Raw genomic sequence first — 23,871 nt, 5'->3', positions numbered from 1 at the left:
CGACGCTCCTGAATGCAGTTAGGCATGTTCAATCAACACATTGACCGGAAATTCCATCAGCACGGTGCTCAACATCAGCTCCCTTGAAGGGGTGACAGCACCGCCGCCGAAAAGTCCCGAGCAGTTGGCAGGCGACAAGGCAAACGGCAGGACAAGCCGGGTATCGTCCCAGTTCTGTGCCGGGATCAACGGGGTGGCGGCCGGGCCCAGCAGGGTGCTGGCCAGCCGTGGTACGACGATGAGAGCGCGGGCGTCCTCGCCCAGGCGGGCGAAGGCCAGCACCTTGTCGGCATGGCGCCCGCGCACGGCAAGCGGCAGGTAGGCGCCACGCTGGAACAGTTCGGGGTGGGCCTGGCGGGCGTCCAGCACCCGGGCCACCAGGGCCTGCTTGAGGCGGCCGTCGCGCCAGTGGGCGAGCAGCTCGGCCAGGGGCGTGGCGTCGTCCAGGCTGGCCCGTCTTGCAGGGTAGTCCACCGGGCGGCGGTTGTCCGGGTCGACCAGCGACAGGTCCCAGTACTCGTTGCCCTGGTACAGGTCCGGCACGCCGGGCGTGGTCATGCGCAACAGGCATTGCGCCAGACCGTTCAGGGCGCCGGGGCAGGCCAGGCGGCGCGCCGCTTCGTGCAGGGACTGGCGCAGCTGCTGGTTCTCGTCGTCCAGCAGCAGGCCGTCGACATAGGCCGCGCAGGCCTGCTCGTAGCGTTCGTTCGGCGCGGCCCAGCTGCTGCGCAGCTTGGCTTCACGCAGGGCCTTGCGCTGCCATTGACGGAGGCGTTCGGCATAGGCGCGCAGGGCCGCCGGGTCATGCAGGTCGAGGGTCAGTGGCCAGCTGCCGAGCAAGGTCTGCAACAGCAGCAGCTCGTCAGCGGGGCTGGGGGCCTCGCCGTCGTCCAGCGCTTCGCGCAGCGGCGCGGCCAGCTCGCGCCAGTGCTCGACGCGGCTGGCCAGCCAGGGGCCGTGCTCGCTGAGCACGGCCAGGCGCGCGCGGCAGTCCTCGCCGCGCTTGTGGTCGTGGGTGGCGGTGGCCAGCAGGTTGTCGGGGAAGTCGCGCAGGCGCCGCTGGGCCTCGTTGTGGAACCAGGCCGGCGCGGCGCTGAAGCGCTCGGCGTCGAAGCCCACATCGTTGCGCGACAGCAGGCGGGCCGAGCGATAGAACGCGGTATCCTCGACGGCCTTGGCGGCGCTGGGCGCGGTCAGTTGCTGGAAGCGCACGCAGGCATGGCGCAGGTGCTTGCGCGGTCGGCCCGGCGGCAGGCGGCGCCACGGCTGGCCACCGAGCCAGCGCTCGAGCTGCTCGAGCAGCGGCCAGTCGGCTTCGCCCAGCGACTGTCGCGCCCCGGCCAGCGCCTGCTGGAAAAATGCCTCGTCCTCGGCGGGGCGGCCACAGGCGTTGATATAGGTGCGATACACCGGGTAGTGCTCGACCAGCGCCTGCAGCGCCCGGCGAATGGCGCCGAGGGTGAGGTCGCGGGTCATCAGGTCGTCGCGGGCCACTTGCAGCAGGGCCTGGGCCACCGACTCGCAGTCGCCAGCCAGGCTGGCGTTGAGCACCAGGTGGCGGGCCGTGCGCACCTCCTCGGCGAATTCAGGGCGCTCGCTGATGGCGCTCCACAGCTCGCCCAGCGGCCCCTCGCCGGCGGGATCGTGCTGCAGCAGCGATACCTGGTTCATGAACTCGTAGCCGGTGGTGCCGTCGGTGAGCCAGTCGCGGTGCAGGTGCTCGTCGGCGCCGAGGATCTTCTCCACATAGATCGGGAAGTGCGCCAGCGCGGTATCCAGCGGCCGTCGCGCCAGCAAGCGGTCGACCCGGCGGCGCAGGTTGCGGCAGTAGCGGCGCGGGTCGGCCAGGCCGTCGATATGGTCGATGCGCAGGCCGTCCACCAGGCCACGTTCGATCAGCTCGAACAGCTTGGCATGGGTGGCCTCGAACACCACCGCGCGCTCCACGCGCAGGCCGCCGAGTTCGTTGATGTCGAAGAAGCGCCGCCAGTTGATGTCGTCGGCGGCGGTGCGCCAGCTGGCCAGGCGGTAGGTCTGCCGTTCGAGCAGCAGGTGCAGGCGCTTGAAGCCGGCCTCGGTGCGGCTGTCGAAGGCGCCGAGGGCCGATTGCAGGTCCGCGCCGGCGGCGCCCAGGCGCGCCAGCTCGTGGTGCAGGGGCAGGGCCGCGGCCAGTGGATCGTCGGCCTCGCCAAGGGCACTGAAGTGCGCGGCCAGTGCTTGCAAGCGTGGGTCCTCGGCCTGGCCGAGGATGCGCCCGTAGTCCAGCGGGCAGATCGGGAAGCGATGCTCATGGTGGGCCACCTCGAAACGCCCCTGTGGCGCGTCGACGGTCAGCGGGATCTCGCCGTTCTGCAGGGCCGCGCCATAGTCGCTGCCGAGAAACGGCAGCAACAGCTGCCCGGCCAGCAACGGGTCGCTGGAGTGCCACTGGATATCGAAGAATTCCGCATAGGGGCTGCGCCGCCCCCAGGCCAGCAGGCTCTGCCACCAGGGATTGTCGGCGCCGCCCACGGCCATGTGGTTGGACACGGTGTCGAGGATCAGCCCCATGCCGTGCTGGCGCAGGGCGGCCACCAGGCGTTCGAGCGCCGCCTCGCCGCCAAGCTCGGGGTTGACCCGGGTCGGGTCGACCACATCATAACCATGCCGGGAGCCGGCGCGGGCGGTGAGGATCGGCGAGGCGTACAGGTGGCTGATGCCAAGGCGGGCGAAGTAGGGCACCAGCGGCACCGCGTCATCCAGGGTGAAGTCGCTGTGCAGTTGCAGGCGCAGAGTGGCGGTCAAGGGTTTCATCGATCACGCTCCCAGGCCTGTTCGCGGGCCTGGGCCAGCAGCTCCAGGCGGCGGGCGGCGTCCTCGTCGTCGAGCAGGTCGCGTACCGGCGCCTGGAAGCGCCGGCGCCAGTTGGGGTGGCCTTCGGTGGTGCCGGGCAGGTTGGCTTGCTCGTCGCTGCCCAGCAGGTCTTCCAGCGGCACCAGCACCAGCGGCGCGCGGGTATGGCCAACGTAGCGGATCGCTGCGTCGATCAGCGCGTCGTCGCCGCGCAGTGGCCCGTAGTTCTGCTCCAGGGTGCGGCGCAGGCCGTCGCGTTCCAGGGCCCGGGTATGGCGCCAGTGCAGTTCGGTGGCGGCGTCGATCAGTTGCAGGCGATGGCTCCAGTCGATGTCGCGACCCACCAGCCAGCCGGCCAGGGGCGCCAGGTCATGGGTGCCGGTGGTGGCCAGGGCGTTGTCCGGCCAGTCGAGGATCGGCTTGAACTGCCCGGGCCCGGCCTGCTCGAACGGCAGCACGCACATGCCCAGCACGGCCTTGTCGGCCAGGCGTTCGCGCAGGCCCTCGGGCACGGTGCCCAGGTCCTCGCCGAGGATGATCGCCTGGTGCCGCGCCGATTCCAGCGCCAGCAGGCGCAGCAGGTCGTCCAGCGGATAGTCCAGGTAGGCGCCTTCGCTGGGTTTGGCGCCACGGGGGATCAGCCACAGCCTGCGCAGGCCCATCACATGGTCGATGCGCAGGCCGCCGGCATGGGCCAGGTTGGCCCGCAGCATCTCGATGAAGGCGCGGTAGCCGTTGCGCCTGAGGCCCTCGGGGGAGAAGGCGCAGATGCCCCAGTCCTGGCCGGAGCGGTTGAGGATGTCCGGCGGCGCGCCGACCTTGAGCTCGGCCAGCAGTTCGTCCTGGCGGCTCCAGGCCTGGCTGCCGGCGCCGTCGGCCCCCACCGCCAGGTCGGCGATCAGGCCCACCGCCATGCCGTTGCCGCGCGCCGCCTCCTGGGCTCGTTGCAGGCTGCGTTCGGTCAGCCACTGGCAGAAGGCGTGGAACTCGACCCGCGCCGGGTAGGCGTTGGCGAAGGCCTCGACCTCAGGGTGATAGGGATCGTGCCAGGCCTTGGGCCAGCGGCGCCAGTCGGCGCCCAGGCCCGTACTGACCGCTTCGGCCTGCAGCACTTCGAAGCGGCAATGGTGCTCCAGCTGCTCGCCGGCGCTGGCGCGGAAACTCTCAAAATCCTGGCGAAGCGGATGCTCGCCCTGGCTGAACTGCCGGTAGAGCGCCTCGAGCAGGCGCAGGCGGGCATCGGCGGCCCGGGGCCAGTCCACCAGCGTCTGTTGTTCCAGCGTGTCGAGGCTCCCCTGCAGGTCGCAGGCCTCGATGGCCATGCGCACCTCGCGCTCGCCGAAGACGACACCGGGGCTGGCGTAGAGCACGTTGCGCAGCAGCCGGCTGGAGGGCGAGTAGGGGCTGAAGTGGCGCTGGTCGAACGCCGACAGGGTGTGGATCGGGCTGATCGCCAGGGCATCGGCGCCGCGCTCGGCGGCGTTGCGCGCCAGTTGCTCCAGGGCCAGGCAGTCGCCGTAGCCGCCATCGCCTGGGCGGCGCAGGCTGTACAGCTGCGCCGCGATGCCCCAGCAGCGCGGCGGTTGCTGCTCGACGCGGTCCTCCAGGGCATGGCAGCGCGGCGGCGCCACGGCCACGGTGAAGGTGCGGCCATCGATGTCCACGCGGTGGTAGCCCAGCGGCAGCTCGCCCGGCAGGCGCGCCTGGGCGTCCAGGGCCAGGTTGCGCTGGCTGCCGTCCTCCAGGGTGCAGTGCGCCTGGCAGTCGGCGCTGAAATAGCGCTGCAGGTCCAGGGGCTGGCCGACATCGACGGTCAGCAGCGGCGGCAGGTGTTCGCTGTCCCCGGCCTGCTCGACGGCGCGCAGGCTGGCGGCGATGGCGGCGGCATCGTCGGCCGGGTGGCCGAGGCCTGCGAGCACCCGGCGCAATACCTCGTCGCTGACCTGCTGCGGGCGGTTGTTGGCGTCGATCCAGTCGCGGGCCAGGCCGACCCGCGCGGCCAGGCGGTGGAGGGGCTGTTCGCTCATGGCGTCTCCTGGTCGGGGGGCAGCAGGCTGACCACGCAGCTGTGCGCGGCAAGGGTCGAGTCGGGGTGGGCGTTGTCGCTGCTGTCGTACAGGCGCCGTTGCAGGGCGGGCAGCGCGACCGGCTGGGGCTGGGCGGCGAGGTTGAGGTCGATGCGCAGCTCGCAGCCGTTGCCCAGGCGCCAGCGGGCGGTCAGCGCCTGCTCGCCAAGCACCTCGGCACCGAGGGCGCGGGTGCCGGGCAGGTGCGCGACGACATGGCGCCGGCGCAGGTCGAGCAGTTGCTGGTACAGGCCGTGCCAGCCGGCCAACACATCCTGATGCCGGGGCCGGGACGAGGTGAAGGTCGCCTCGGCATTCGGGTCGGGGATCTGTTCGCGCTTGTGCGGATCGGCAAAGGCATCGAAATGGGCAAACTCGCCGCGCCGCCCCTCACGCACGGCGTCGGCCAGCTCATCATGGAAGTCGGTGAAGAACAGGAACGGCTCGCGGCTGCCGTCGTCGTCGCCCATGAACAGCAGCGGGATCATCGGCGCCAGCAGCAACAGCGCGGTGGCGGCGCGCAGGGCCGGCGGCGGGCAGAGGCGGGTGAGGCGTTCGCCCAGGGCGCGGTTGCCGACCTGGTCGTGGTTCTGCAAAAACAGCACGAAGGCGCTCGGTGGCAGGTGGCCGCTGGGCTCGCCCCGGGGCGTGCCGTGGCGGTCGGGCTGGCCCTGGAACACGAAGCCTTCGGCCAGGCAGCGGGCCAGCTGGTCGATCGGCCGCTCCTTGTAGTCGGCGTAGTAGCCTTCGGTCTCGCCGGTCAGCAGCACATGCAGGGCGTTGTGGCCGTCGTCGTTCCACTGCGCGTCGAAGCCCTGTTGCAGCAGCGCGGCCTGGTTGTGCTCGTTTTCCAGCACCAGCCACACCTGCCGCCCGGGCTCGACGGCGGCGCGTACCCGCTGCGCCAGTTCGACGAGAAAATCCGGTTGGTCGATGGCGTGCACCGCGTCCAGGCGCAGGCCGTCGCAGCGATAGTCGCACAGCCACATCAACGCGTTCTGGATGAAGTACTCGCGTACCTCGGCGCGGCGAAAATCGATGGCCGCGCCCCAGGGCGTCTGCCGGTCGTCGCGGAAAAACGGGCTGGCGTAGCGGTGCAGGTAGTTGCCGTCGGGGCCGAAGTGGTTGTAGACCACGTCCACCAGCACCATCAGGCCGTGGCCGTGGGCCTGGTCGACCAGGCCGCACAGCGCCTGCGGCGTGCCGTAGCTGTGCTGCGGGGCGAACGGCAGCACGCCGTCGTAGCCCCAGTTGCGCGCGCCGGGGAACTGCCCCAGGGGCATCAGCTCGATGGCGCTGATGCCCAGCTCGGCCAGGCGCGGCAGCACCTTGGCCACGCCGTCGTAGCCGCCGAGCAGGCCCACGTGCAGCTCCTGGATCACCGCCTCGTGCCAGGGCCGGCCCTGCCACGGGTGCCGCCACGGATAAGCGCCGACATCCACCAGCGCGCTGGGGCCGTGCACGCCCTCGGGCTGATAGCGCGACGCGGGGTCGGGCACCTGCAGCTCATCGTCGATGCAATAGTGGTAGTGCTCGCCCGCCTGGCAGGGGCCGACACCGGTGTACCAGCCATCGCCGTCGGGCCGCAGCGCCAGGGGCGGCCGCTGCCCGATGGTCACGCTCACGCTGCGCGCATCCGGCGCCCAGAGGGCGAAGCGCGCCGACGTGGCGTCCAGCAACTGTGCGCCATGCTTGTGCATCGCCGGCTCTCCGCTCAGTAGTGGGCGTGCTGTGCCTGCCTGACCAGGTCTTCGTACAGCCGGGCATAGGGTTCCACCGCCTGGCACCAGTTGAACGGCTGGGTCATCGACAGGCAGCGCATGGCGTTCAGCAGGTTCTTCTTGCCGTACACGTAGAAGGCACGGGCCAGGGCCTCGCGGTAGCTGTCGACGGTCGAGTCGTCGAACAGAAAGCCTGTTACACCGTTCTCGATGGTGTCGGCCAGCCCGCCGGTGTTGCGTGCCACCGGCAGCGAGCCAAAGCGCTGGGCGTACATCTGGCTCAGGCCGCAGGGCTCGTAGCGCGACGGCATCAGCAGGAAATCGGAGCCTGCGAACATGCGCCGGGCGTCGGTTTCGTTGAAGCCGATGCGCACGCCGATACGGCCCGGATGCCGCAGGGCCAGCTCGCGCATGGCCTGTTCCTCCTCGGGTTCGCCACGGCCGATGATGGCGATCTGACCACCCTGCTGGACGATGTAGTCGGCCACCCCCAGGGTCAGGTCCAGGCCTTTCTGGTAGACCAGCCGCGACACCACGGCGAACAGCGGCCCGTCCGACGGCTCCAGTTCGAACAGTTCGCGCACCTGCTGGGCGTTGCGCGCCTTGCCGGCCCAGTCGTTGAGGCTGAAGTTGTGGTGCAGGTGCTGGTCGGTAGCCGAGTCCCAGCTTTCGTCGATGCCGTTGGGGATGCCACCGAGCAGCCCTTGCTGGGCCTTGCTGGCGAGGAAACCGTCCAGGCCGCAGCCGAACTCGGGGGTGGTGATCTCGCGGGCGTAGGTGGCGCTGACCGTGGTGATGTGGCTGGAGTAGGCCAGGCCGGCCTTGAGGAACGACAGCTTGCCGTAGAACTCCATGCCTTCCTGCTGCATGGCGTGGTCGGGGATCGCCAGCTCCGGGCTGCAGCCGCGGCTGTACACGCCCTGGTAGGCCAGGTTGTGGATGGTGAACAGGGTCGGGGTGCTCAGGCCGCGCCAGTGCATGTAGGCCGGGGCCAGCCCGGCCGGCCAGTCGTGGGCATGCACCAGGTCGGGGCGCCAGTGGGCCATGCCTTCGCCGGCGGCGATTTCCGCCGCCGCCAGGCCCAGGCGGGCGAAGCGGATATGGTTGTCGGGCCAGTCGCGGCCGTTGTTGGCGCCGTAGGGCGTGCCGTCGCGCTGGTACAGCTCGGGGCAGATCAGTACGTAGATCACCAGGCCGTCAGCCAGGTCCATGCGGCCGATCTTGCACGCTGGCAGGGCCGCGTGGCCGCCCAGTTCGCCGACGATATGGATGGGGTTGTCGCTTTCCATCACCTGGCGGTAACCGGGGATCAGCACCCGCACGTCGTGCAGGTGCGCCAGGGCGCGGGGCAGGGCGGAGGACACGTCGCCCAGGCCGCCGGTCTTGACCAGGTCGGCGATCTCCGAGGTGACGAACAGGATCTTGCGCTTGTTCGGATTGTGCTGGCGCTGGGCGCCGGGTGCCTTGACTGTCGGGGCGAGCGCCGATGGCAGCGGCTCGCGGCTATCCGGGTTGAATGACTCTACGTGAGGTTCGACAGCGGCACTGATCATACTTCTCTCCGTCCCTTGTTCTGGTGTGTGCTTAACGTTGGCTCGTGGGTGTGCTCTCTGATCGTTGTTGCATCTTCGTAGTGCGGTCCTTGCCCCAGATTCGTGCGCGCAGGCACGGCACGTTCGGCATTCCGGCCGAAAGACGTATGGACTGGTTGGGGTGGGCGGGCCTGACGTGAGGAAGTCCTTTTGCGTCGGCCCACTTAAGTCCTGACCTGCCCGTGTTTTGCAAAGTTCGACTTTTTTACGTCACTTTTTTATGAGCAAAACGCGGGCCGAAACTGGAGTGTAGGAGACGAAATGCGAGAAAAGTGACCCGTTGGTCATTTTTCTCGAGGACGTTTGCCCGCGCAAACGTTGGCGAGTTGTTGCAAAATATGAGGGTCGCAGCACAACGCAACGGGTTCGACCCGCGACGGGCGCGATACGGCAACAGGAAAGGGCGTCAGCGAGAGGGTGGGAGCCAGGGTGCTCCCACACGGGACGGGTGAATCAGAGACCGGCGGCCTTGCCTTGCACGCGGGCCTGCTCCAGCAGCAGGTTCAGTTGGGCGACCTGCTGGCGCAGCTGGTCACGTTCGTCCTTCAACTGGCGCAGCTCGTCGCGGCGCACGGTGACGTAGAGGGTCTGGGTGGGAGTGGCTGGCATCAGGGTACCCATGGCACACCTCGCATGGCTGGTGACAATTTGAAGCGTAGTCGCTTCGCGCGGCGCGCATTCTGAATTCTTCGCAGGCCCTTGGGAACTTTTTTGTTTATCGTTGTCGCCCCGTTCGTCGGTGAACCCTACGCCAGAACGCTGGACTAATCTGAAATCGTCAATTGTTGTAAAGCAAAACCAACGGGAGCGTCGTCACATGCAACTGGGAATCATCGGGCTTGGCCGCATGGGCGGCAATATCGCAAGGCGCCTGATGCGCGCAGGTCACAGCACTGTGGTCCACGATCGCAACCGCGAAGCCATCACCACCCTGGAAGGCGAAGGTGCCGTGGGCGCCCACGACCTGGGTGCGCTGGTGCAGAAACTCAAGGCGCCGCGGGCAGTGTGGGTCATGCTGCCGGCGGGCGAAATCACCGAGCAGACCATCGCCCAGCTGGCCGACCTGCTCGAGCCGGGCGACGCCATCATCGATGGCGGCAACACCTTCTACAAGGACGACGTGCGCCGCGCCGCCGAGCTGGGCAAGCGTGGCCTGCACTACCTCGACGTCGGCACCTCCGGCGGCGTGTGGGGCCTGGACCGTGGCTACTGCATGATGATCGGCGGCGAGAAGGCGGTGTTCGAGCGCCTGGAGCCGCTGTTCAAGGCCCTCGCCCCGGGCGTCGGCGACATTCCGCGCACCCAGGGCCGCAGCGGCGAGCACGAGCGCGCCGAGCACGGCTACATCCACGCCGGCCCGCCCGGTGCCGGCCACTACGTGAAGATGGTGCACAACGGCATCGAGTACGGCCTGATGCAGGCCTACGCCGAAGGCTTCGACCTGCTGCGCAGCAAGGGTGGCCCGGAACTGCCGGAGGACCAGCGCTTCGACCTGAATGTGGCCGAGATCGCCGAAGTGTGGCGCCGCGGCAGCGTGGTCACCTCCTGGCTGCTGGACCTGACCGCCGACGCGCTGGTCGCCGACCCGCAACTGACCGAATTCAGCGGCTCGGTGTCCGACAGCGGCGAAGGCCGCTGGACCATCGACGCCGCCGTCGAGCAAGCGGTGCCGGTGCCGGTGCTGTCCAGCGCGCTGTTCGCCCGTTTCCGCTCGCGCCAGCAGCAGGGCACCTACGGTGACAAGATCCTTTCCGCCATGCGCCTGGGCTTTGGCGGCCACGTCGAGAAGAAGAAGGACTGAATGAGCAAATCGACCATCCCCGCTGCGCCGCCGTGCACCCTGTTCCTGTTCGGCGCCAGCGGCGACCTGGTCAAGCGCCTGCTGATGCCGGCGCTGTACAACCTCAGCCGTGACGGCCTGCTCGATCGCAACATGCGCATCGTCGGGGTCGACCACAACGCCGCCACGGCCGAGGCGTTCGCCGAGCGCCTGCGTGCCTTCATGGCCGAGCGCAACGCTGGCAAGTGCCTGGACGAAAAACTTTGGGCACGCCTGGCCAAGCGCCTGGACTACCAGACCGGCGATTTCCTCGATCCGCAGACCTACCAGGCCCTGGCCCGGCGCATCGACAAGACGCGCCACGGCAACGCCATCTTCTACCTGGCCACCTCGCCACGTTTCTTCCCCGAGGTGGCCCAGCGCCTGGGCGATGCCGGCCTGCTCGACGAGTCGGGCGGGGGCTTTCGCCGGGTGGTGGTGGAAAAGCCCTTCGGCACTGACCTGGCCAGCGCCGAGGCGCTCAACGCCCGCCTGCTCAAGGTGATGAACGAGCGGCAGATCTACCGCATCGACCATTACCTGGGCAAGGAGACCGTCCAGAACATCCTGGTCAGCCGTTTCTCCAACGGCCTGTTCGAGTCGTTCTGGAACAATCATTACATCGACCACGTGCAGATCACCGCCGCCGAAACCGTCGGCGTCGAGACGCGCGGGGCGTTCTACGACAACACCGGCGCCCTGCGCGACATGGTGCCCAACCACCTGTTCCAGCTGCTGGCCATGGTCGCCATGGAGCCGCCGGCGGCCTTCGGCGCCGACGCCGTGCGCGGTGAAAAGGCCAAGGTGATCGGCGCCATCCGCCCCTGGTCGCAGAAGATGGCCCTGCGCAATTCCGTGCGTGGCCAGTACAGCGCCGGCAAGCAGGGCCGCAAGCAGCTGCCCGGCTACCGCGAGGAGGCCAACGTCGCCCCGCACAGCCAGACCGAGACCTATGTCGCCCTCAAGGTGATGATCGACAACTGGCGCTGGGCCGGGGTGCCGTTCTACCTGCGCACCGGCAAGCGCATGAGCGTGCGCGACACCGAGATCGCCATCTGCTTCAAGCCGGCGCCCTACGCGCAGTTTCGCGAAAGCGAGCTGGAGCGGCCCAAGCCCAACTACCTGAAGATCCAGATCCAGCCCAACGAGGGCATGTGGTTCGACCTGCAGGCCAAGCGCCCGGGGCCGGAGCTGGTGATGGAGAATGTCGAGATGGGCTTCGCCTACAAGGACTTCTTCAAGATGACCCCGGCGACCGGTTACGAGACGCTGATCTACGACTGCCTCACCGGTGACCAGACCCTGTTCCAGCGTGCCGACAACATCGAGAACGGCTGGCGCGCGGTGCAACCGTTCCTCGATGCCTGGGCGGCCGAGGGCGGCGAGGTGCACGGGTATGCGGCGGGGGAGGATGGCCCCGAGGCCGGCGACGAGTTGCTGGCGCGGGACAAGCGCGAGTGGCACACGCTGGGGTGACGCCAGTGGGGATAGCGACCTGCCGCCGTTGCAGCACGGCGGCAGGTTTTCACAGTAGCCCTACAAGGTAAACGACAGCGCCGAGAACACCATCCCGCCACTGCCCGCCCAGCCCATGCAGAACTGGCCTGGCTCGGCTTCGCCCCGGCTCATGGCATCAAAGATGCCGAAGGGGATCGACGCGGTAATGATGTTGCCGGTCTTGTGCCCGACGTGATGCAACTTGTGATCGACGCCGATCATCTGGCCAATGTGTTCCCACATCTTTGGCGAGCCGGTATGGATGAACACCTTGTGCACGTCGTCCGCGGTGAGTTTCTGCAGGTTGAAGACTTTGATCGCTTCGTTGCGCCCGTCTTCGTGCAGGGCGGCGGCATAGGAGTTGAACTGGTACTGGCCACCGGTAGGCTCGATCTTGGCGATATCTTCTTCGTTGCAGAACAGCTTCCAGTCCGGCAAGGAGATCGTCGACAAGTCACTCAGGTCGGGCCTATTGATATAGGAGAACTTGAAGTTCCCCGGTGCCTCGTTACTCAGGATGGTGACGACGGCGGCCTCGCCAATGGTAAAGCTCGGGAACTTGTAGGCCAGTTCGGCCGGCGACTGCAACGAGAAGTTCTTGGGCATCACCGGCCCGCCTTCCGACATGCCGAACTCCATGTTGACGATGGCGGCGTAGCGGATTTCACCGGCTTGCATCTTGCTGTTGATGACGTCCATGGCCGTCACCCAGCCGTTGCAGGCGTCGACCACATCGAAGTTGCGGCAGTTCAGGCCCAGCGCCTTGGCGATGAAGGTGCTGTTGGCCGGCTCGATGAAGCCGCGGGTGACGTTGGGATAGATCAGCAGGTCCAGGTCGGCCTTGCTGATATTGGCCTGGGCCAGCGCCGCGTCGAATGCCGCTTCCATCAGGGCCATCGGCGTCTCGTCAGCCGCCAGCCAATGGCGGGTGTCGCTGCCGCTTTTCTCCAGCAACTTGCCGATGGTCTTCAAGGTTTTCGGCAAGTCCTCCTGGAAGGTGTCCCTGGAGTGTTGTTCGACCAGGTTGATGACGTCCTGGTTGGTGACTTGGCGTGACGGCAGTATTGCGGAAAGCCCGACGATCTTCATATAACGTCCTTGTTGAGGGGATTGATCCTGCGCGGTATGTGCGCATGAGTGGAGGCGTGCTCATCCTTGTAAGCAGCCAATGGCCTGATGCCTGTCAGTCAAGCGAAAAGGGGCCGCTCTGCGACCTTTCGCCGGCAAGCCGGCTCCCACAGGGCGCGTGCATTCCCTGAGCCTGCGCTGTATCCGTGGGAGCCGGCTTGCCGGCGATGGGCTGCGTAGCAGCCCCGGTGACGCCAACTGACCGGCCTATTTCTAGCACAGGGCATTTGCGAACCCATGTCGTGGATCAATGTTCCCGCGTCTCGCCAACGGCACAGCCCAAGTGCTGAGAGTGGCGTGGGAGCGGGCTTGGCCTTCGATGAGCGCCGGGCGGCAAAGTCCAAGAGGCTCAACGTTCGACACTGCCGTGGGATGCGCTTGCAACCAGGCGCGCTCCGCAGGCGGTCTTCATACCGTCGAGCGCGACGGGGACGCCATTGATGCGGTAGGTGCTGCTGCCTTCGATGATTGGGAACTCGCCTTTGCAGAGCGGGCATAGAACCAGGTTGCCTTTGCCTGCTATTGGCTTGCCATTGAGGTTCGTGTGTGGAATAGATTCGATGACCATTCCTCCATGGTCAGTTGTATCCCCCAGCCTCACGATGTTTTTCATTGTCGAAGGTCTCTTTGGGAGGGTTAATAATCAGCTACCGTTATCGTGCTGAATTCGTTCTCTAAAGCTAAAATTTGGCTGATTAGTTGCAGGTCGTTAAATTTTTTGAACTCTGGGAGAGAGTCGTATTCACCGAATTCTTTTTCTGATATCAAGTGACCTTTATGGATGACCATTCGAAGATCTGGCCTGATCTTTGAGACCTGCTTTTTGGGACCGGGCCAAGCGGAGTCTGTATCATTAAAAGGAATATTTCCAATTTGCGGCCATTCGTTTTTTTCAATGGCCGTTCGGAATGATAAGCAGTCTGTGTGGGTGTCGGTATTTTTATGTCGCTGATTTTAATGAGGCCACCTATAGATATTATTGGCAAAATTGCGATATTAGGCTCGATGTACATTCGCACGTAGCCAAATTTTGTCTTTCTTTCATTTAAAGGCACTGCGTAAATGTCGCCTGGGGCTGGCTTCTTTTTGATAGGCTTTTTCATCTTCTCAATTGCCTTTCTGCGCATTTTATATAGGTCGGTTTTTTCTATTTCGGCCCCCTATGGGATTGTTCTTGATGGCGCTCAGGCGGAACTGGTTGCCGTAGCACTGGTAGACCTCCTGGCTTTCATGGCCGCGAAGCAAGGCAGGCTTGGAGCGGAGGCCACAGACATACTGCTTGGATGTCTGTTGTTCGTTTACCCCACTTGGGCTGGTTGGCTCAGCGATGGACGCTGCCATGTGATGCGCTGGCAATCAGGCTGGCGCCGCACGCGGTCTTCATGCCGTTGAGGGCGACAGGTACTCCATTGACCCTGTAGGTCTCACTGCCTTCGATGATTGAGAACTCGCCTTTGCAGAGTGGGCAGAACACCATGTTTCCTTTACCTGTCATTGGTTTTTCGTTGAGGTTAGTGTTTTCAATCATGCCGGTGACTATTCCTCCATGGTCAGTTCTGTCTTTGGTTCTAATCATTACCTTGATGCTTGTGCCGTGTTGAAATACCACTCCAGGAATGCTTGGAAGCTAGCCCATTCCGGATTGCATTTGCCAGATGTAAATTGATCGTGATCGCGAAGGTAGTAGTTGTATACTTCGCCCGTAAATTTTTCATATAGATACATGCCCTCACCCTCATCGGATGTAAGAGGTATGTAGTTTGCTGGTATTTCATATCGATCCTGTATGTATTCCGTCTGATCTGGGATTGTAGGTATTCCAGACCCGATAAGATCCAGGAGTTCAAGCTTTCCCGGGGAAGAAGGGAATCTTCCTTTGAATTTTGTATAAAATTGTCCAAAGTCGCTGAGAGACTTGACCCCGAGTGAATTCAGGATGCCTGTTACTTCGTGTGCATTGCCTCTGAGCCGATCCGGGTATTTACTGGATATCCTATCCGTTAGCCATTTTGTGATCATTGCTAACAGCCTCCTCGTTGCTTTATCTCTGATTCAGTGCGATCTCGTCAGTACTGCTCGTGGTCCTTTCCAAACCCGGCTCTGTCCACAGGATAATCTGGAAGCTGTTTTTTCCATATGGATGCAGAGCTTCGCGGTCTGCCAACTTTATTCGCCCTTTGAGTACTCGTATTTAGTCGCTTATTCAATGACAGGAAATCGCGTAGAGATTCTTTCGATTTGTTCTTTCAGCCCCTTGTCATCTAGCCTGATCATCATTGGAAGGTTATCGTACTCCCCATAAGCCTCCGCTGAAATTATTTGCCCTTTGACGATTACTGTTCTTCTTGTGTCTGCTTTGAATACGGGAGCCTGTCGCCTTGGAGGTGCCCACGAGGACTCTTCGTCTGGGAATGGGATGTTCGCAATTAGCGCCCATTCGCCACTCTCTATGGCATTCCGTAGGGATGAAACATCTAGATTGCTTACTAGAGAAGGCAGCTCAGATTTAGATAGAACTCTTCCTTTAGATATGATGGGAAGTATGGCGACATCTGGGTCCTGGTAGGCACGAATATACCCAAAAACATGACTACCACCAAAGAGCGGGACGGAAAATATATCTCCAATATTCACATGGATTTTCTTCTGGTTTTTTTGATTTTTCATTTCGAAAGATGCACTCCATATAGGTTGGTTTGTTTCTATTTCGGCCCACTACGGGATTGTTCTTGATGGTGCTCAGGCGGAATTGGTTGCCGTATCGCTTGTAGATATCCTGACCTTCATGACCGCGAAGCAGGGTAGGCTTGGAGCGGTGGCAACAGACATACTGCTTGGATGTCTGTTATTCGCTTACCTCGCTTGGGCTGACTGGCTCAGCAATGGACGCTGCCATGTGATGCCCTGGTGATGAGGCTGCCACCGCACGCGGTCTCCATGCCATCGAGTGCAACGGGGATGCCGTTGACGCGGTAGGTGTGGCTGCCTTCGATGATTGGGAACTCGCCCTTGCATTAAGGGCAGAAGACTATGTTGCCTTTGTCCGCCATGGGTTTGCCGTTAAGATTTATATTGTCTATGGAGTCGATCACTACGCCACCGGTCCGTTGTGTCGCCTGTCATAACTATATTGTTCATTATCGAGTTCTCGTGGCGTACATTATAGTTGAAGAAAAAACTTTCCGACTTCCATGTTGCTGGTTGATTCGAAATCGTGGCGCAGGAGTAAATAACCCATGCCGTCAGAAAGAGTCCCTTTATCATGCGGGAGGCATATATCCAGGTCTGCACCATAGATAGATGCGCGCCGGCAGTGATTATCGATAACAATTTCGCGCTGTAGCCAAGCATCTATGCCGTCGACCTTTGATGCTAGGTTTTCATCGTCATCGGCGTCAAGATTTATTGAAATAAAAGCGCTTCCGCCAGCGCTGATTTGATGCGCCTTATCAACGGGCTTTTGGGATTTTTTGTATCCTATAACCACTGCAGGATTGTTAGTGTTTCTCGCGCTCAGGTCTCTATAGTGTGCAGATGAGTTTTTGGTGTACGGTATGAAGATGGAAATGTAGTGATTTCTGAGGCTTGCTTTTTTGGAAAACCAAGACATGGGGATAGCCATTAGATGGCTAAGCGGTTGTCCTTGCTCATTGGTTGGCCAGTTGATCTCTGATGGAAGCCAAACTTCCGGCCCCACATACGCCTGCCCCTCTAAAGGATGGGATGTGCTAAAGATAATTTCATTGTACATAATGATTCCTGTGTTAAGGGCAGCAGCAGGTGAGGCTGCTTAGGAAAGCGTTAGAGTCTTGGCGTAACTTTCTAGCTTGCGATGCTGACATGCCTGATTGCCGAAGGGCGCCTTGCCATACGTCCATCTGTCGCTTTGATGGACTTCCAGTCTTGGAGTCAAAATCAAACTCATTTGGATTCAGGTTAAGATGTAATTTGGCGAGAGAATTCTCGACTATGTGAGTTTCATCGTGATGTGGCCCATCTAAGGCTATTGAAGGATTTCCTCTCATTCTTCGATTTTTAGGGGTGCACCCCATCTGAACAAGCGCCTCGTGGCGAACTAGTTCATGCGCTTCCAACTCATCCCCGACATCGCCTTGTTTACCTCGGCGATTAAGGCTGCCCCACGTCCCAATTTGACCCTTGGCGGCCAAGCCAAGAGGATCTAACCATCCGATGGGGTTCAATCCATAAGCGTAAACATTCATACCCCCTGCGAGTAAAATTGGATCCTTGCCAATATATCTTCCTATTCTGGGTGAGTAGTAACGATAGCGATTGTAGTGTAGCCCAGTCTCAACATCAAAATATTGGCCTTGAAAGCGAATCTCGTTGCGTACATTCTCCCTCGCCCTGTTGGCGTTGATAAGATTAATTGTGGATCCCCAGGCATTATGCATGCCACTCCACGCGACTTCCCTATGCTCGTTAGTAAGCTCTTGAGGCGTGCCAAGGTGGTCACACTGATACCATACAAAATTATCAAATGGCTTCGGAGTCGGCTTGTGTTGCCAAACTGGATCTTGGTCGATGTCATACGGAAACTCATATCTCGGTTGATACAGCATTTCCTCAATATGATTCATCACGCCTTGCGCGACCGGAACGAAGGTCCCAGGCTCAAACACATAGTGTGTAGTCCGCCCCTTGCCACCCCGACCGCGCTGCTCAAACGCCAGTGTGTCGCCGTCCCAGATGAACAACGTCAGATCGCAGCCCAGCTTTTCATCCAGCGCACGCCGCGCGTTCTCGTTCCAGACTGTCCCCGCCTGTACCCGATTGCGGTACTTCGAACGCGAATCCTTGTACACACGGCGACCTAACGCGTCATAGCCAAACTCGACAATCAGCCGGTCATCTTCATACCGCCGCAGCCGGTCATAGAGGTCCCAGGTGAACTTGCCGGTCTTGCCGTTCTCAATCCGCTCCAGCAGGTTGCCGCGTTCGTCATACCGGTACTGCGTGCCGCAGTAGCTGCGCAGCACGTTGTCCATCAGCTTGCGTGGCGAGTGCGGATTGGGGCCCGGTGGTGCCTCGGGGTCCAGCAGGTTGCTGGCCGGGTCGAAGGCGAACGTCTCTTTCTCGTAGTTGCGGCTGGCTTCCAGCAAGCGACCTACCGGGTCATAGCGATAGTGCAGATTGCCGCGGTTCAGGTCTTTGATGTGGTGTAACTGACCCGCTTCGTCGTAGTGATAGCTGCGCGCCGCGATGCGTATGGACTCTCCTTGCCTGGCCAGTGTCTGCTCCAGCAACTGGCCATTCGGGCTCCAGGTTTGTCGCTGGACCAGGCCATTGCCTTGCACGCGGCCGATCTCCCGGTGCAGGTCATCACGCTCGTAGCTGATCAGCTCCTGGTCATCGAGTTTGAGCGCGAGCAGGTGGCCACTGCCGTAGGTCAGCCAGCTGACCCGGTGGCCATCGGGGCGCGTGGTGGCGATGCGTTGGTTGAGGACATCGTACTCGTGCCTGAACACGGCAACCTGTGGTTTGACCAGGTAATCCAGCCACTGATGCTCGCGCGTATTGTTGCCTGCCGCGTCGTAGAACCAGTGCAGCCGGCAGATACCGTTGTTGGCCGCCAGCAGGTTGCCATTGCCATCGTAGGCAAAGGTTTCAACCTCCCACTTCTCACCGCCACGCCGTGCGGCCTTGCGCTGGATGAGCCGGCCCATGGGGTCGTATTCGAAATGGGTGGTCCTGTCGCCATCCACACGGCGGGTGGGCAGGTTGCTGCCGTTGTCGTAGAGGTAGTGGGTGGTTTCCTTGTCGAAGCCGGTTTCCTTCAGCAGGCGACCTGCGGGGTCGTACTTGAAACTGGCTTCGCTGTTGTTCTCGTTGTGCAGGCGTACGAGTTGGCCGAGCTTGTCCCAGTGGTAGGTGAGGGTGGTGTCGTTGGCGTTGAGGCGTTGGTAGATCAACCCGGCTTCGTTGTAGGTCCAGGCGGTGCGACGGTAAAGGGCATCGGTGTGGCTGAGCAGGCGGCCTTCGGCATCACGCTCGAAGCGTTCCATGGTCTTGTCGGGATGGACTAGCGACACCAGCTGACCCGCTGCGTACTGGTATTCGGTCACCTCGCCGGCGGCGTTGATGAGCTTGGTCAGCTGCCCGAGCGCGTCGTACTTCCACTGCGTGGTCTTGCCTGAGCAATCGGTGTAGCTCGTCAGTTGCCCGTCACGGTTGTAGGCCAGCTTCTTTTCACCGCCATTGGCATCGGTGATGGCAACGGGCAGGTTGTCGCTGTTGTAGGTGTAGAGGGTCTTGTTCTCCAGCGGGTCCTGGGTTTCGATGATGTTGCCGCGCTGGTCGTAGTCGTACCGCCACAAGCCGCCCTCGGCATCGCGGGTCTTGAAGCGCTGGTCCAGGTCGTCATAGGCATGGTGGACCGATGGGCCGTCCGGGCGGGTGTGCTGCAGCAGGTTGCCGCGCTCGTCGTAGGCATAGACATCGCTGCTGCCATCGGTATGGATGTGCTGGGTGACGTTCTTGGCGGCATCGCGGTAAAGCCACTCCTCGTTCCTGTCGGGATGGATGATGCGATAGGGGTAGCCGAGAATGTCGCAGAAGTGCAGGGTTTCATGGCCGTTGGCATCCACGATGCGGGTCAGGCGGATGTTCGGGTCCCAGCTCAAGCGGGTGTCCAGGCTGCCATCGTCGCCCCACTCGCGCACCGCTTTGGCATCAGCGCCTTCGCCGAGCCATTCGAGGTTCATGCCCCGGCCGGTGCGATCGGTGTAGCGCGTTATCAGGTGGTGCTGGTACTGGTAGGTCCATTCGGCGCCATGTTCGTCCCTGGCGCTGCACAGGTCGCCTTGGGGGTCATGGGTATAGGACGCCAGCTGGCGTTGCGGCTGGCCTTCGTGCATCAGCCACAGCGCGATGATGCGGCCCTGGTCATCAACCTGCGTGTGAATATGCTGGTGCGGTGTGTCGTGTTGGTAGGTCACCAGGTCGGAGAGGACGGCAGTGTCGGCCACGCGATGTTCGTAGTGCAGGGCAATGCTGGAACCGCCCTTGTTCCTGATGGTGCTCAGGCGGAACTGGTTGCCGTAGCGCTGGTAGATCTCCTGGCTTTCATGACCGCGAAGCAGGGCAAGGGTGTCTTTGGCGATGCGAGCGATAACCACGTTCTCGATGGCATCGTAGTGGCTGGCGTTGAGCTTCGGCAGTGAGTACGTTTGACTGCGGCCGTCAGTGCCATGGTAGGTGAGCTGGTCGTCGTTGAGATCGAAGCGAGCAGCGAACGGCGTGATCCAGCGCGCTCCATATGGCCCGGTATCAAATGCTGCAAGCGAAGAACGGTAGGTGCGGTTCCACTCGATGGGGAAGACGCCAGGCAGTTGGAAATCGGTATGCACGATCGTTTCGCTGCCCGTGGCGAAACTGATGCTGCAATTGGTACCCGCTTTTGCCCCGCGCTTTTTGCAGTTCGGGTCTGCCTTGGTTGCCCGCTGGCCAGGCGCCGCCTCGGTGGCCTGGCGCCCCTGCACGTAGCGGCTTTGGCTGGTTGAGCCAGGTGCGATGTTGCTTTGTCTTGGTGTGTTCGCTCTTCTACTCAATGCCAGGCTGAGCACGCTCAGGATAGAGGCGATGCTGCCTGGGGCCGCCTTGTTACCGATGGCAACGATCTTGTCACCGGCCATCCGGCCGATGCTTTCGAGGCTTTGCGCGACAGGTTCAAGCAGGGCGCGTAGCTTTTCGCTTTCTCCGAAGCCCAGTTCATTTTTGCTGAAGCCAAACCCGGTCTTTCGTTTGAAGTAGTCAGAGGCTTCTGCCACCAACCGCATACCTGGGAACAGGGCCGTCAGGGCAACATCCTTCACCGTTCCATCTGCCACCGAGCGGATCAAGTCGGCGAGGAACCTGCACACCTCGACAATCTTCTCGGCAAAGCTGGTCAGAATGCTCTGCAGCCTGGATTCGATCTCGCCGATGAATGCTTCAAGCTCGCCCGGGCAAACATGGGCAAGTGCGCCTTCAATGGCTTTGAGAAGCGCTTGAGGAATGCCGTCCCTGGATGCGGTTCTCAGCGATTTCAGCGCTGGGCGCATGACCACCCGTGCGGGGCCGACGCCAGGGAGTGGTGCGAGCGCAAACAGATTGATACCCAAGCCCACCCAGTTGAACGGGTCAGCCCGATAGGCGTTGTCACCCTTGGCCAGTTCGATGATGTCGCCAATGGCATCTGTCGCGGCAAAGATGGACCCGGCGACAGGTAGCATCTCGCCTACGGAAATAACGGTCCTCCAGTTGACGGTGTCTCCCGTGAGATCGGTGAGCCATTCGGCCAGCATCTCGGTCCCGACTTTTACGTCTTCTTCATCGAAGGTCTCTTTAGGGGCAACCACCCCGCTGCACCTACCCATGTTGGTTTGTCCTTGCAGTGGGGAGCGGGAGCTCTTTCGACGGGGCGGCGGTAGTGAGCGGTGCCTTCAGGGCGGATTGGAGAAAACGCTTGGCATCGTGAGCGTCCATCTCGCCTGATTGGATGAGTTGGCTCACAGCTTCCTGCATCGCCGCTGCGGGGCTGAGGGGCGTGCTCTGATCGGAAGGCTGTTGCGCAAAGGGTGCCGCGGAAACGGCGTTGGTCTGATCACGGCCAAACCGGACTTGTACGGGCCCCGATGCGAGTCCGGATATGGCGGCAAAGCCATTCTCGTCCAAGGTGCCTTTGACGATCTGGCCCAGTGCATCCTCAACTTCGTACTTGGCACCCTTGAATGCATGGTTGTTCGCGTAGTGCTGGAACAGTTCCAGGTTGCCATTGCCCGCTTTGATGTCTTCGGGAAACGCCGCTGCCTGGCTCTTCGAGCCCTTGTAGATGAAGTCGGTCGCGTGCCCGGTGTACTGGCCGGCCGTGGCGTGAGTAATCCCTGCCGCGTTGTAGGTCGTGCTGCTGCCACCGGCCTGGATCACCAGCTCTTCCTTGGCACTGAGGGTGATGCGCTCTGCCGTGACGCTGACCTTGAGCTTGGCCAGCAGGTTGATGTTGTCCTTCAGCGCGCGCAGGTCGATGTCGCCGGAGGCGGCCACCAGGCGCCAGCCCAGGCTCTGCACGAACTGCCGTACGCCCCGGCTGGCACTCACCAGCAGGCGCTTGCCGATGGCCAGGCTGGTGTGGCCGCCGCTGCTCAGGCCCAGGTGTTCACCGCTGGCGATATGGGTGCAGCCGGGGGTGCTGGTGGCGATCCCGGCCGGGCTGGCGATCACCAGCTGCGGCTCGGCCAGTTCGGGAAAGCGGTTGGCCTGCGGGTTGCCCGCCGCGCCGCGGATGGCGTCATGCTGCGCGGCGAGCGCCTGGCTCACCTCGTCCTGGTCGCCGGCGTCCTGTGCCTGGTGCTCGCGGGCTTCGCTGGCGAAGCTGTGGTGATATTCCTGCGCGGTCTTCAGGCGCTCGGCGGTTTCTGCAAGGTCGGTGTGATGCCCGCTGGCACGCGGGCGCGCTTCGCTGGTCAGCAGCAGCCCGCCACCGGCACGCACCACGCCGTGGCTGTCGCTGCGCAGCTCGAAGCCCTGGCCGCGGGGCTGGCCGCCGCCGTGGCGCGGGTGGGTCAGGTAGCCCAGGTGCAGGGCGCAGTGGTCATGGTCGCTCATCAGCGCGGCGCTGATCTGCCCGGTGGTGTCGTCCAGGCGCAGCTCGTTGTGGCGCTGGCCGTGGTGCTCCTTGCTGCGGATCGGGCTCACGGCCTTGAATTCGGGCAGGCGATACGGCGTGCGGTTGACGACGTGGTAGCTGCGCCCGGTGATCATCGGCTGGTCGGGGTCGCCGTCGAGAAAGCTCACCAGCACTTCCTGGCCGACCCTGGGGATCGCCAGCTGCCCCCAGGTGGCACCGGCCCAGCCCTGGGTCACCCGCACCCAGCACGAGCTGGCGTCGTTGTCCTGGCCGAGGCGGTCCCAGGGGAACTGCACGCGTACCCGGCCATGTTCGTCGCAGTAGATTTCCTCGCCGGGTGGGCCGACCACCTTGGCCATCTGCGGGCCTTCGATCAGCGGCTTGGGCCGGGCCGGGGCGTGCCAGTCGACTTGGGCCGGCACCAGCGTGGCGGTGAGGGTATAGGTGGTGCCTTGCTCGGCCTCGGCGGCATCCTCCTCCAGCACGGTGAACTGGCGGCCGGTGTGCTTGAGGTGTATCGGCCGCCAGAGGATGTTCATGTCCTCGCGGGCATGGCCGGACATCTGGAAGGCAATGCCGGGTTGCAGGCGCGCATCGTCGCCTTCGACCTCGGCGACACGGGCATCGCTGAACAGGGCGTCGACGCGGACCTGGGTGAATGGCCTGCCGCGGGTGTCGTGCTTGTAGCGGCCCGGGTAGTCGTAGCGCTCGTAGTCGTTGCCCTGGTTGCCCGTGTCTGGCACACGCTGGGTCTGCTCGAGGTTGTAGCGCGGGTGGGTGAAGGTGTAGTCGCGCTGCACCTGGCAGCTGCTGCGCACCTGTTCGCTGTAGCTGAACTGCCTCAGGCACGGCTGGGCGGCCTGGCCGCCTTCATTGGCGACGAACAGCACCGGCTCGCCCTCGAGGCGACCGAAGCCGTTGACGCGGTCGACCTGGACCACGCGGTGGCCGCCGGGCGCGTGCTCGAAGATCGAGACCAGGCCTTCCTCGGCCGAGAGGCGCCAGAAGAAGTCCAGGTCCAGGTCGCCGGCCTGGACGCAGAACTCGCGGTGCGCGTGCGGGTGTGCCAGGCGCTGGGCAAGCGAGCCCCACTGGCGTGCCTTGAACAGGTCCTCGAGGATTTCCGGCACCGAGCGGTGCTGGAAGATGCGCCAGTCCGACTGCAGGCCGGCGCGGGCCAGTTGCGGTTCGATGATGGCGCGGTAGCGGGTACGCCGATGGCCGGTCTTGCCCTGTTCGAAGCGGCTGATCAGGCCATGGATGTGGCGCACCGGCTGCTCCTGCTGCCAGATGGTCAGGGCGGCGGGCTGGTCGAGCAGGGTGGCGAAGTCGGCGTCGGCCGAGGCGCTGACCAGCTCGATGTCCAGGCGATACAGCTCGCTGACGCCTTCGGTGAATTCGAAGGCGACCACCTCGAACGCGATTATCGCGTCGGCGGGGGTGCTGAAGGTGAAACGGATATCGTGCAAGTTGCTCATGCGTGCTCCTGCTGATCATTCCTTCGGGCAGTTTTGTGGTGTGCAGTGCAGTTGTTGGATAGGTGCGGTAAGTGCACTCAGGACCGTAGCGAGGAATCCGTTCCGTGTCG

15 protein-coding genes and 1 pseudogene are annotated in these 23,871 nt (G+C 63.1%); 2 read left to right on the top strand and 14 right to left on the bottom strand.

The annotated features are described in order from the left end of the window. Nucleotides 1–18: 18 nt before the first annotated feature. From HU735_RS10970 to HU735_RS10950, 5 genes are all read right to left on the bottom strand, one after another. Nucleotides 19–2,793, bottom strand: coding sequence for a malto-oligosyltrehalose synthase (locus HU735_RS10970; protein WP_186713523.1), 2,775 nt, complete (start codon nucleotides 2,791–2,793; stop codon nucleotides 19–21). Further along, nucleotides 2,790–4,859, bottom strand: a complete 2,070-nt coding sequence (gene malQ, locus HU735_RS10965) for a 4-alpha-glucanotransferase (RefSeq protein WP_186713522.1) — start codon at nucleotides 4,857–4,859, stop codon at nucleotides 2,790–2,792. The genes HU735_RS10970 and malQ overlap by 4 nt, the downstream gene beginning before the upstream one ends. Next, on the bottom strand, nucleotides 4,856–6,598 hold the full coding sequence (gene treZ, locus HU735_RS10960; RefSeq protein ID WP_186713521.1) for a malto-oligosyltrehalose trehalohydrolase: 1,743 nt from the start codon (nucleotides 6,596–6,598) through the stop codon (nucleotides 4,856–4,858). The genes malQ and treZ overlap by 4 nt, the downstream gene beginning before the upstream one ends. 14 nt (nucleotides 6,599–6,612) lie before the next feature. Next, nucleotides 6,613–8,172 (bottom strand): glycogen synthase GlgA, encoded by a 1,560-nt coding sequence (gene glgA / locus HU735_RS10955; protein WP_186713520.1) that lies wholly within the window; start codon nucleotides 8,170–8,172, stop codon nucleotides 6,613–6,615. A 492-nt stretch (nucleotides 8,173–8,664) separates the two neighbouring features. Next, the gene (locus tag HU735_RS10950; RefSeq protein WP_220037411.1) at nucleotides 8,665–8,832 is read right to left on the bottom strand and encodes a DUF6026 family protein; all 168 of its coding nucleotides are present in this window, start codon (nucleotides 8,830–8,832) and stop codon (nucleotides 8,665–8,667) included. Between the two features lie 160 nt (nucleotides 8,833–8,992). Between HU735_RS10950 and gnd the strand changes: the two genes are divergently transcribed. Beyond that, nucleotides 8,993–10,012 (top strand): phosphogluconate dehydrogenase (NAD(+)-dependent, decarboxylating), encoded by a 1,020-nt coding sequence (gene gnd / locus HU735_RS10945; protein WP_256206016.1) that lies wholly within the window; start codon nucleotides 8,993–8,995, stop codon nucleotides 10,010–10,012. Further along, nucleotides 10,013–11,506 carry a glucose-6-phosphate dehydrogenase gene (gene zwf, locus HU735_RS10940; RefSeq protein ID WP_186713519.1) on the top strand — a complete coding sequence of 498 codons (1,494 nt, stop codon included), beginning with the start codon at nucleotides 10,013–10,015 and terminating at the stop codon, nucleotides 11,504–11,506. 60 nt (nucleotides 11,507–11,566) lie between these two features. Here the strand turns inward: zwf and HU735_RS10935 are convergent, their stop codons facing one another. The 9 genes and pseudogenes from HU735_RS10935 to tssI form a co-directional block, all read right to left on the bottom strand. After that, entirely contained in the window at nucleotides 11,567–12,616 is a 1,050-nt protein-coding gene (locus tag HU735_RS10935) for a 3-oxoacyl-[acyl-carrier-protein] synthase III C-terminal domain-containing protein (RefSeq protein ID WP_186713518.1), read from the bottom strand. Between the two features lie 388 nt (nucleotides 12,617–13,004). Beyond that, entirely contained in the window at nucleotides 13,005–13,268 is a 264-nt protein-coding gene (locus HU735_RS10930) for a PAAR domain-containing protein (protein WP_186713517.1), read from the bottom strand. Between the two features lie 708 nt (nucleotides 13,269–13,976). Beyond that, nucleotides 13,977–14,231: a PAAR domain-containing protein gene (locus HU735_RS10925; RefSeq protein WP_186713516.1), complete on the bottom strand. Its 255-nt coding sequence runs from the start codon at nucleotides 14,229–14,231 to the stop codon at nucleotides 13,977–13,979. Next, on the bottom strand, nucleotides 14,231–14,674 hold the full coding sequence (locus tag HU735_RS10920; RefSeq protein WP_186713515.1) for an SMI1/KNR4 family protein: 444 nt from the start codon (nucleotides 14,672–14,674) through the stop codon (nucleotides 14,231–14,233). The genes HU735_RS10925 and HU735_RS10920 overlap by 1 nt, the downstream gene beginning before the upstream one ends. 180 nt (nucleotides 14,675–14,854) lie before the next feature. Then, complete coding sequence (locus tag HU735_RS10915) at nucleotides 14,855–15,322, bottom strand: hypothetical protein (protein ID WP_186713514.1); 468 nt, start codon at nucleotides 15,320–15,322, stop codon at nucleotides 14,855–14,857. Nucleotides 15,323–15,531: 209 nt separating this feature from the next. Next, a pseudogene (locus HU735_RS10910) lies at nucleotides 15,532–15,793 on the bottom strand (PAAR domain-containing protein). 22 nt (nucleotides 15,794–15,815) lie between these two features. Beyond that, nucleotides 15,816–16,406: a hypothetical protein gene (locus tag HU735_RS10905; protein WP_186713513.1), complete on the bottom strand. Its 591-nt coding sequence runs from the start codon at nucleotides 16,404–16,406 to the stop codon at nucleotides 15,816–15,818. Between the two features lie 13 nt (nucleotides 16,407–16,419). Then, nucleotides 16,420–21,015, bottom strand: coding sequence for an RHS repeat-associated core domain-containing protein (locus tag HU735_RS10900; RefSeq protein WP_186713512.1), 4,596 nt, complete (start codon nucleotides 21,013–21,015; stop codon nucleotides 16,420–16,422). Nucleotides 21,016–21,025: 10 nt separating this feature from the next. After that, nucleotides 21,026–23,761: a type VI secretion system Vgr family protein gene (gene tssI / locus HU735_RS10895; protein ID WP_186713511.1), complete on the bottom strand. Its 2,736-nt coding sequence runs from the start codon at nucleotides 23,759–23,761 to the stop codon at nucleotides 21,026–21,028. Between the last annotated feature and the right edge of the window lie 110 nt (nucleotides 23,762–23,871).

It is taken from the genome of Pseudomonas sp. BW16M2 (assembly GCF_014268865.1).
Taxonomy (GTDB): domain Bacteria; phylum Pseudomonadota; class Gammaproteobacteria; order Pseudomonadales; family Pseudomonadaceae; genus Aquipseudomonas; species Aquipseudomonas peradeniyensis.
This window is presented reverse-complemented; position numbering and strand designations above follow the sequence as displayed.

Excerpts from the sequence above, each read along its gene's own strand:
- HU735_RS10970 (WP_186713523.1), bottom strand. The coding sequence starts at position 2,793 with ATGAAACCCTTGACCGCCACTCTGCGCCTGCAACTGCACAGCGACTTC.
- malQ (WP_186713522.1), bottom strand. The coding sequence starts at position 4,859 with ATGAGCGAACAGCCCCTCCACCGCCTGGCCGCGCGGGTCGGCCTGGCC.
- treZ (WP_186713521.1), bottom strand. The coding sequence starts at position 6,598 with ATGCACAAGCATGGCGCACAGTTGCTGGACGCCACGTCGGCGCGCTTC.
- glgA (WP_186713520.1), bottom strand. The coding sequence starts at position 8,172 with ATGATCAGTGCCGCTGTCGAACCTCACGTAGAGTCATTCAACCCGGAT.
- HU735_RS10950 (WP_220037411.1), bottom strand. The coding sequence starts at position 8,832 with ATGGGTACCCTGATGCCAGCCACTCCCACCCAGACCCTCTACGTCACC.
- zwf (WP_186713519.1), top strand. The coding sequence starts at position 10,013 with ATGAGCAAATCGACCATCCCCGCTGCGCCGCCGTGCACCCTGTTCCTG.
- HU735_RS10935 (WP_186713518.1), bottom strand. The coding sequence starts at position 12,616 with ATGAAGATCGTCGGGCTTTCCGCAATACTGCCGTCACGCCAAGTCACC.
- HU735_RS10930 (WP_186713517.1), bottom strand. The coding sequence starts at position 13,268 with ATGAAAAACATCGTGAGGCTGGGGGATACAACTGACCATGGAGGAATG.
- HU735_RS10925 (WP_186713516.1), bottom strand. The coding sequence starts at position 14,231 with ATGATTAGAACCAAAGACAGAACTGACCATGGAGGAATAGTCACCGGC.
- HU735_RS10920 (WP_186713515.1), bottom strand. The coding sequence starts at position 14,674 with ATGATCACAAAATGGCTAACGGATAGGATATCCAGTAAATACCCGGAT.
- HU735_RS10915 (WP_186713514.1), bottom strand. The coding sequence starts at position 15,322 with ATGAAAAATCAAAAAAACCAGAAGAAAATCCATGTGAATATTGGAGAT.
- HU735_RS10905 (WP_186713513.1), bottom strand. The coding sequence starts at position 16,406 with ATGTACAATGAAATTATCTTTAGCACATCCCATCCTTTAGAGGGGCAG.
- tssI (WP_186713511.1), bottom strand. The coding sequence starts at position 23,761 with ATGAGCAACTTGCACGATATCCGTTTCACCTTCAGCACCCCCGCCGAC.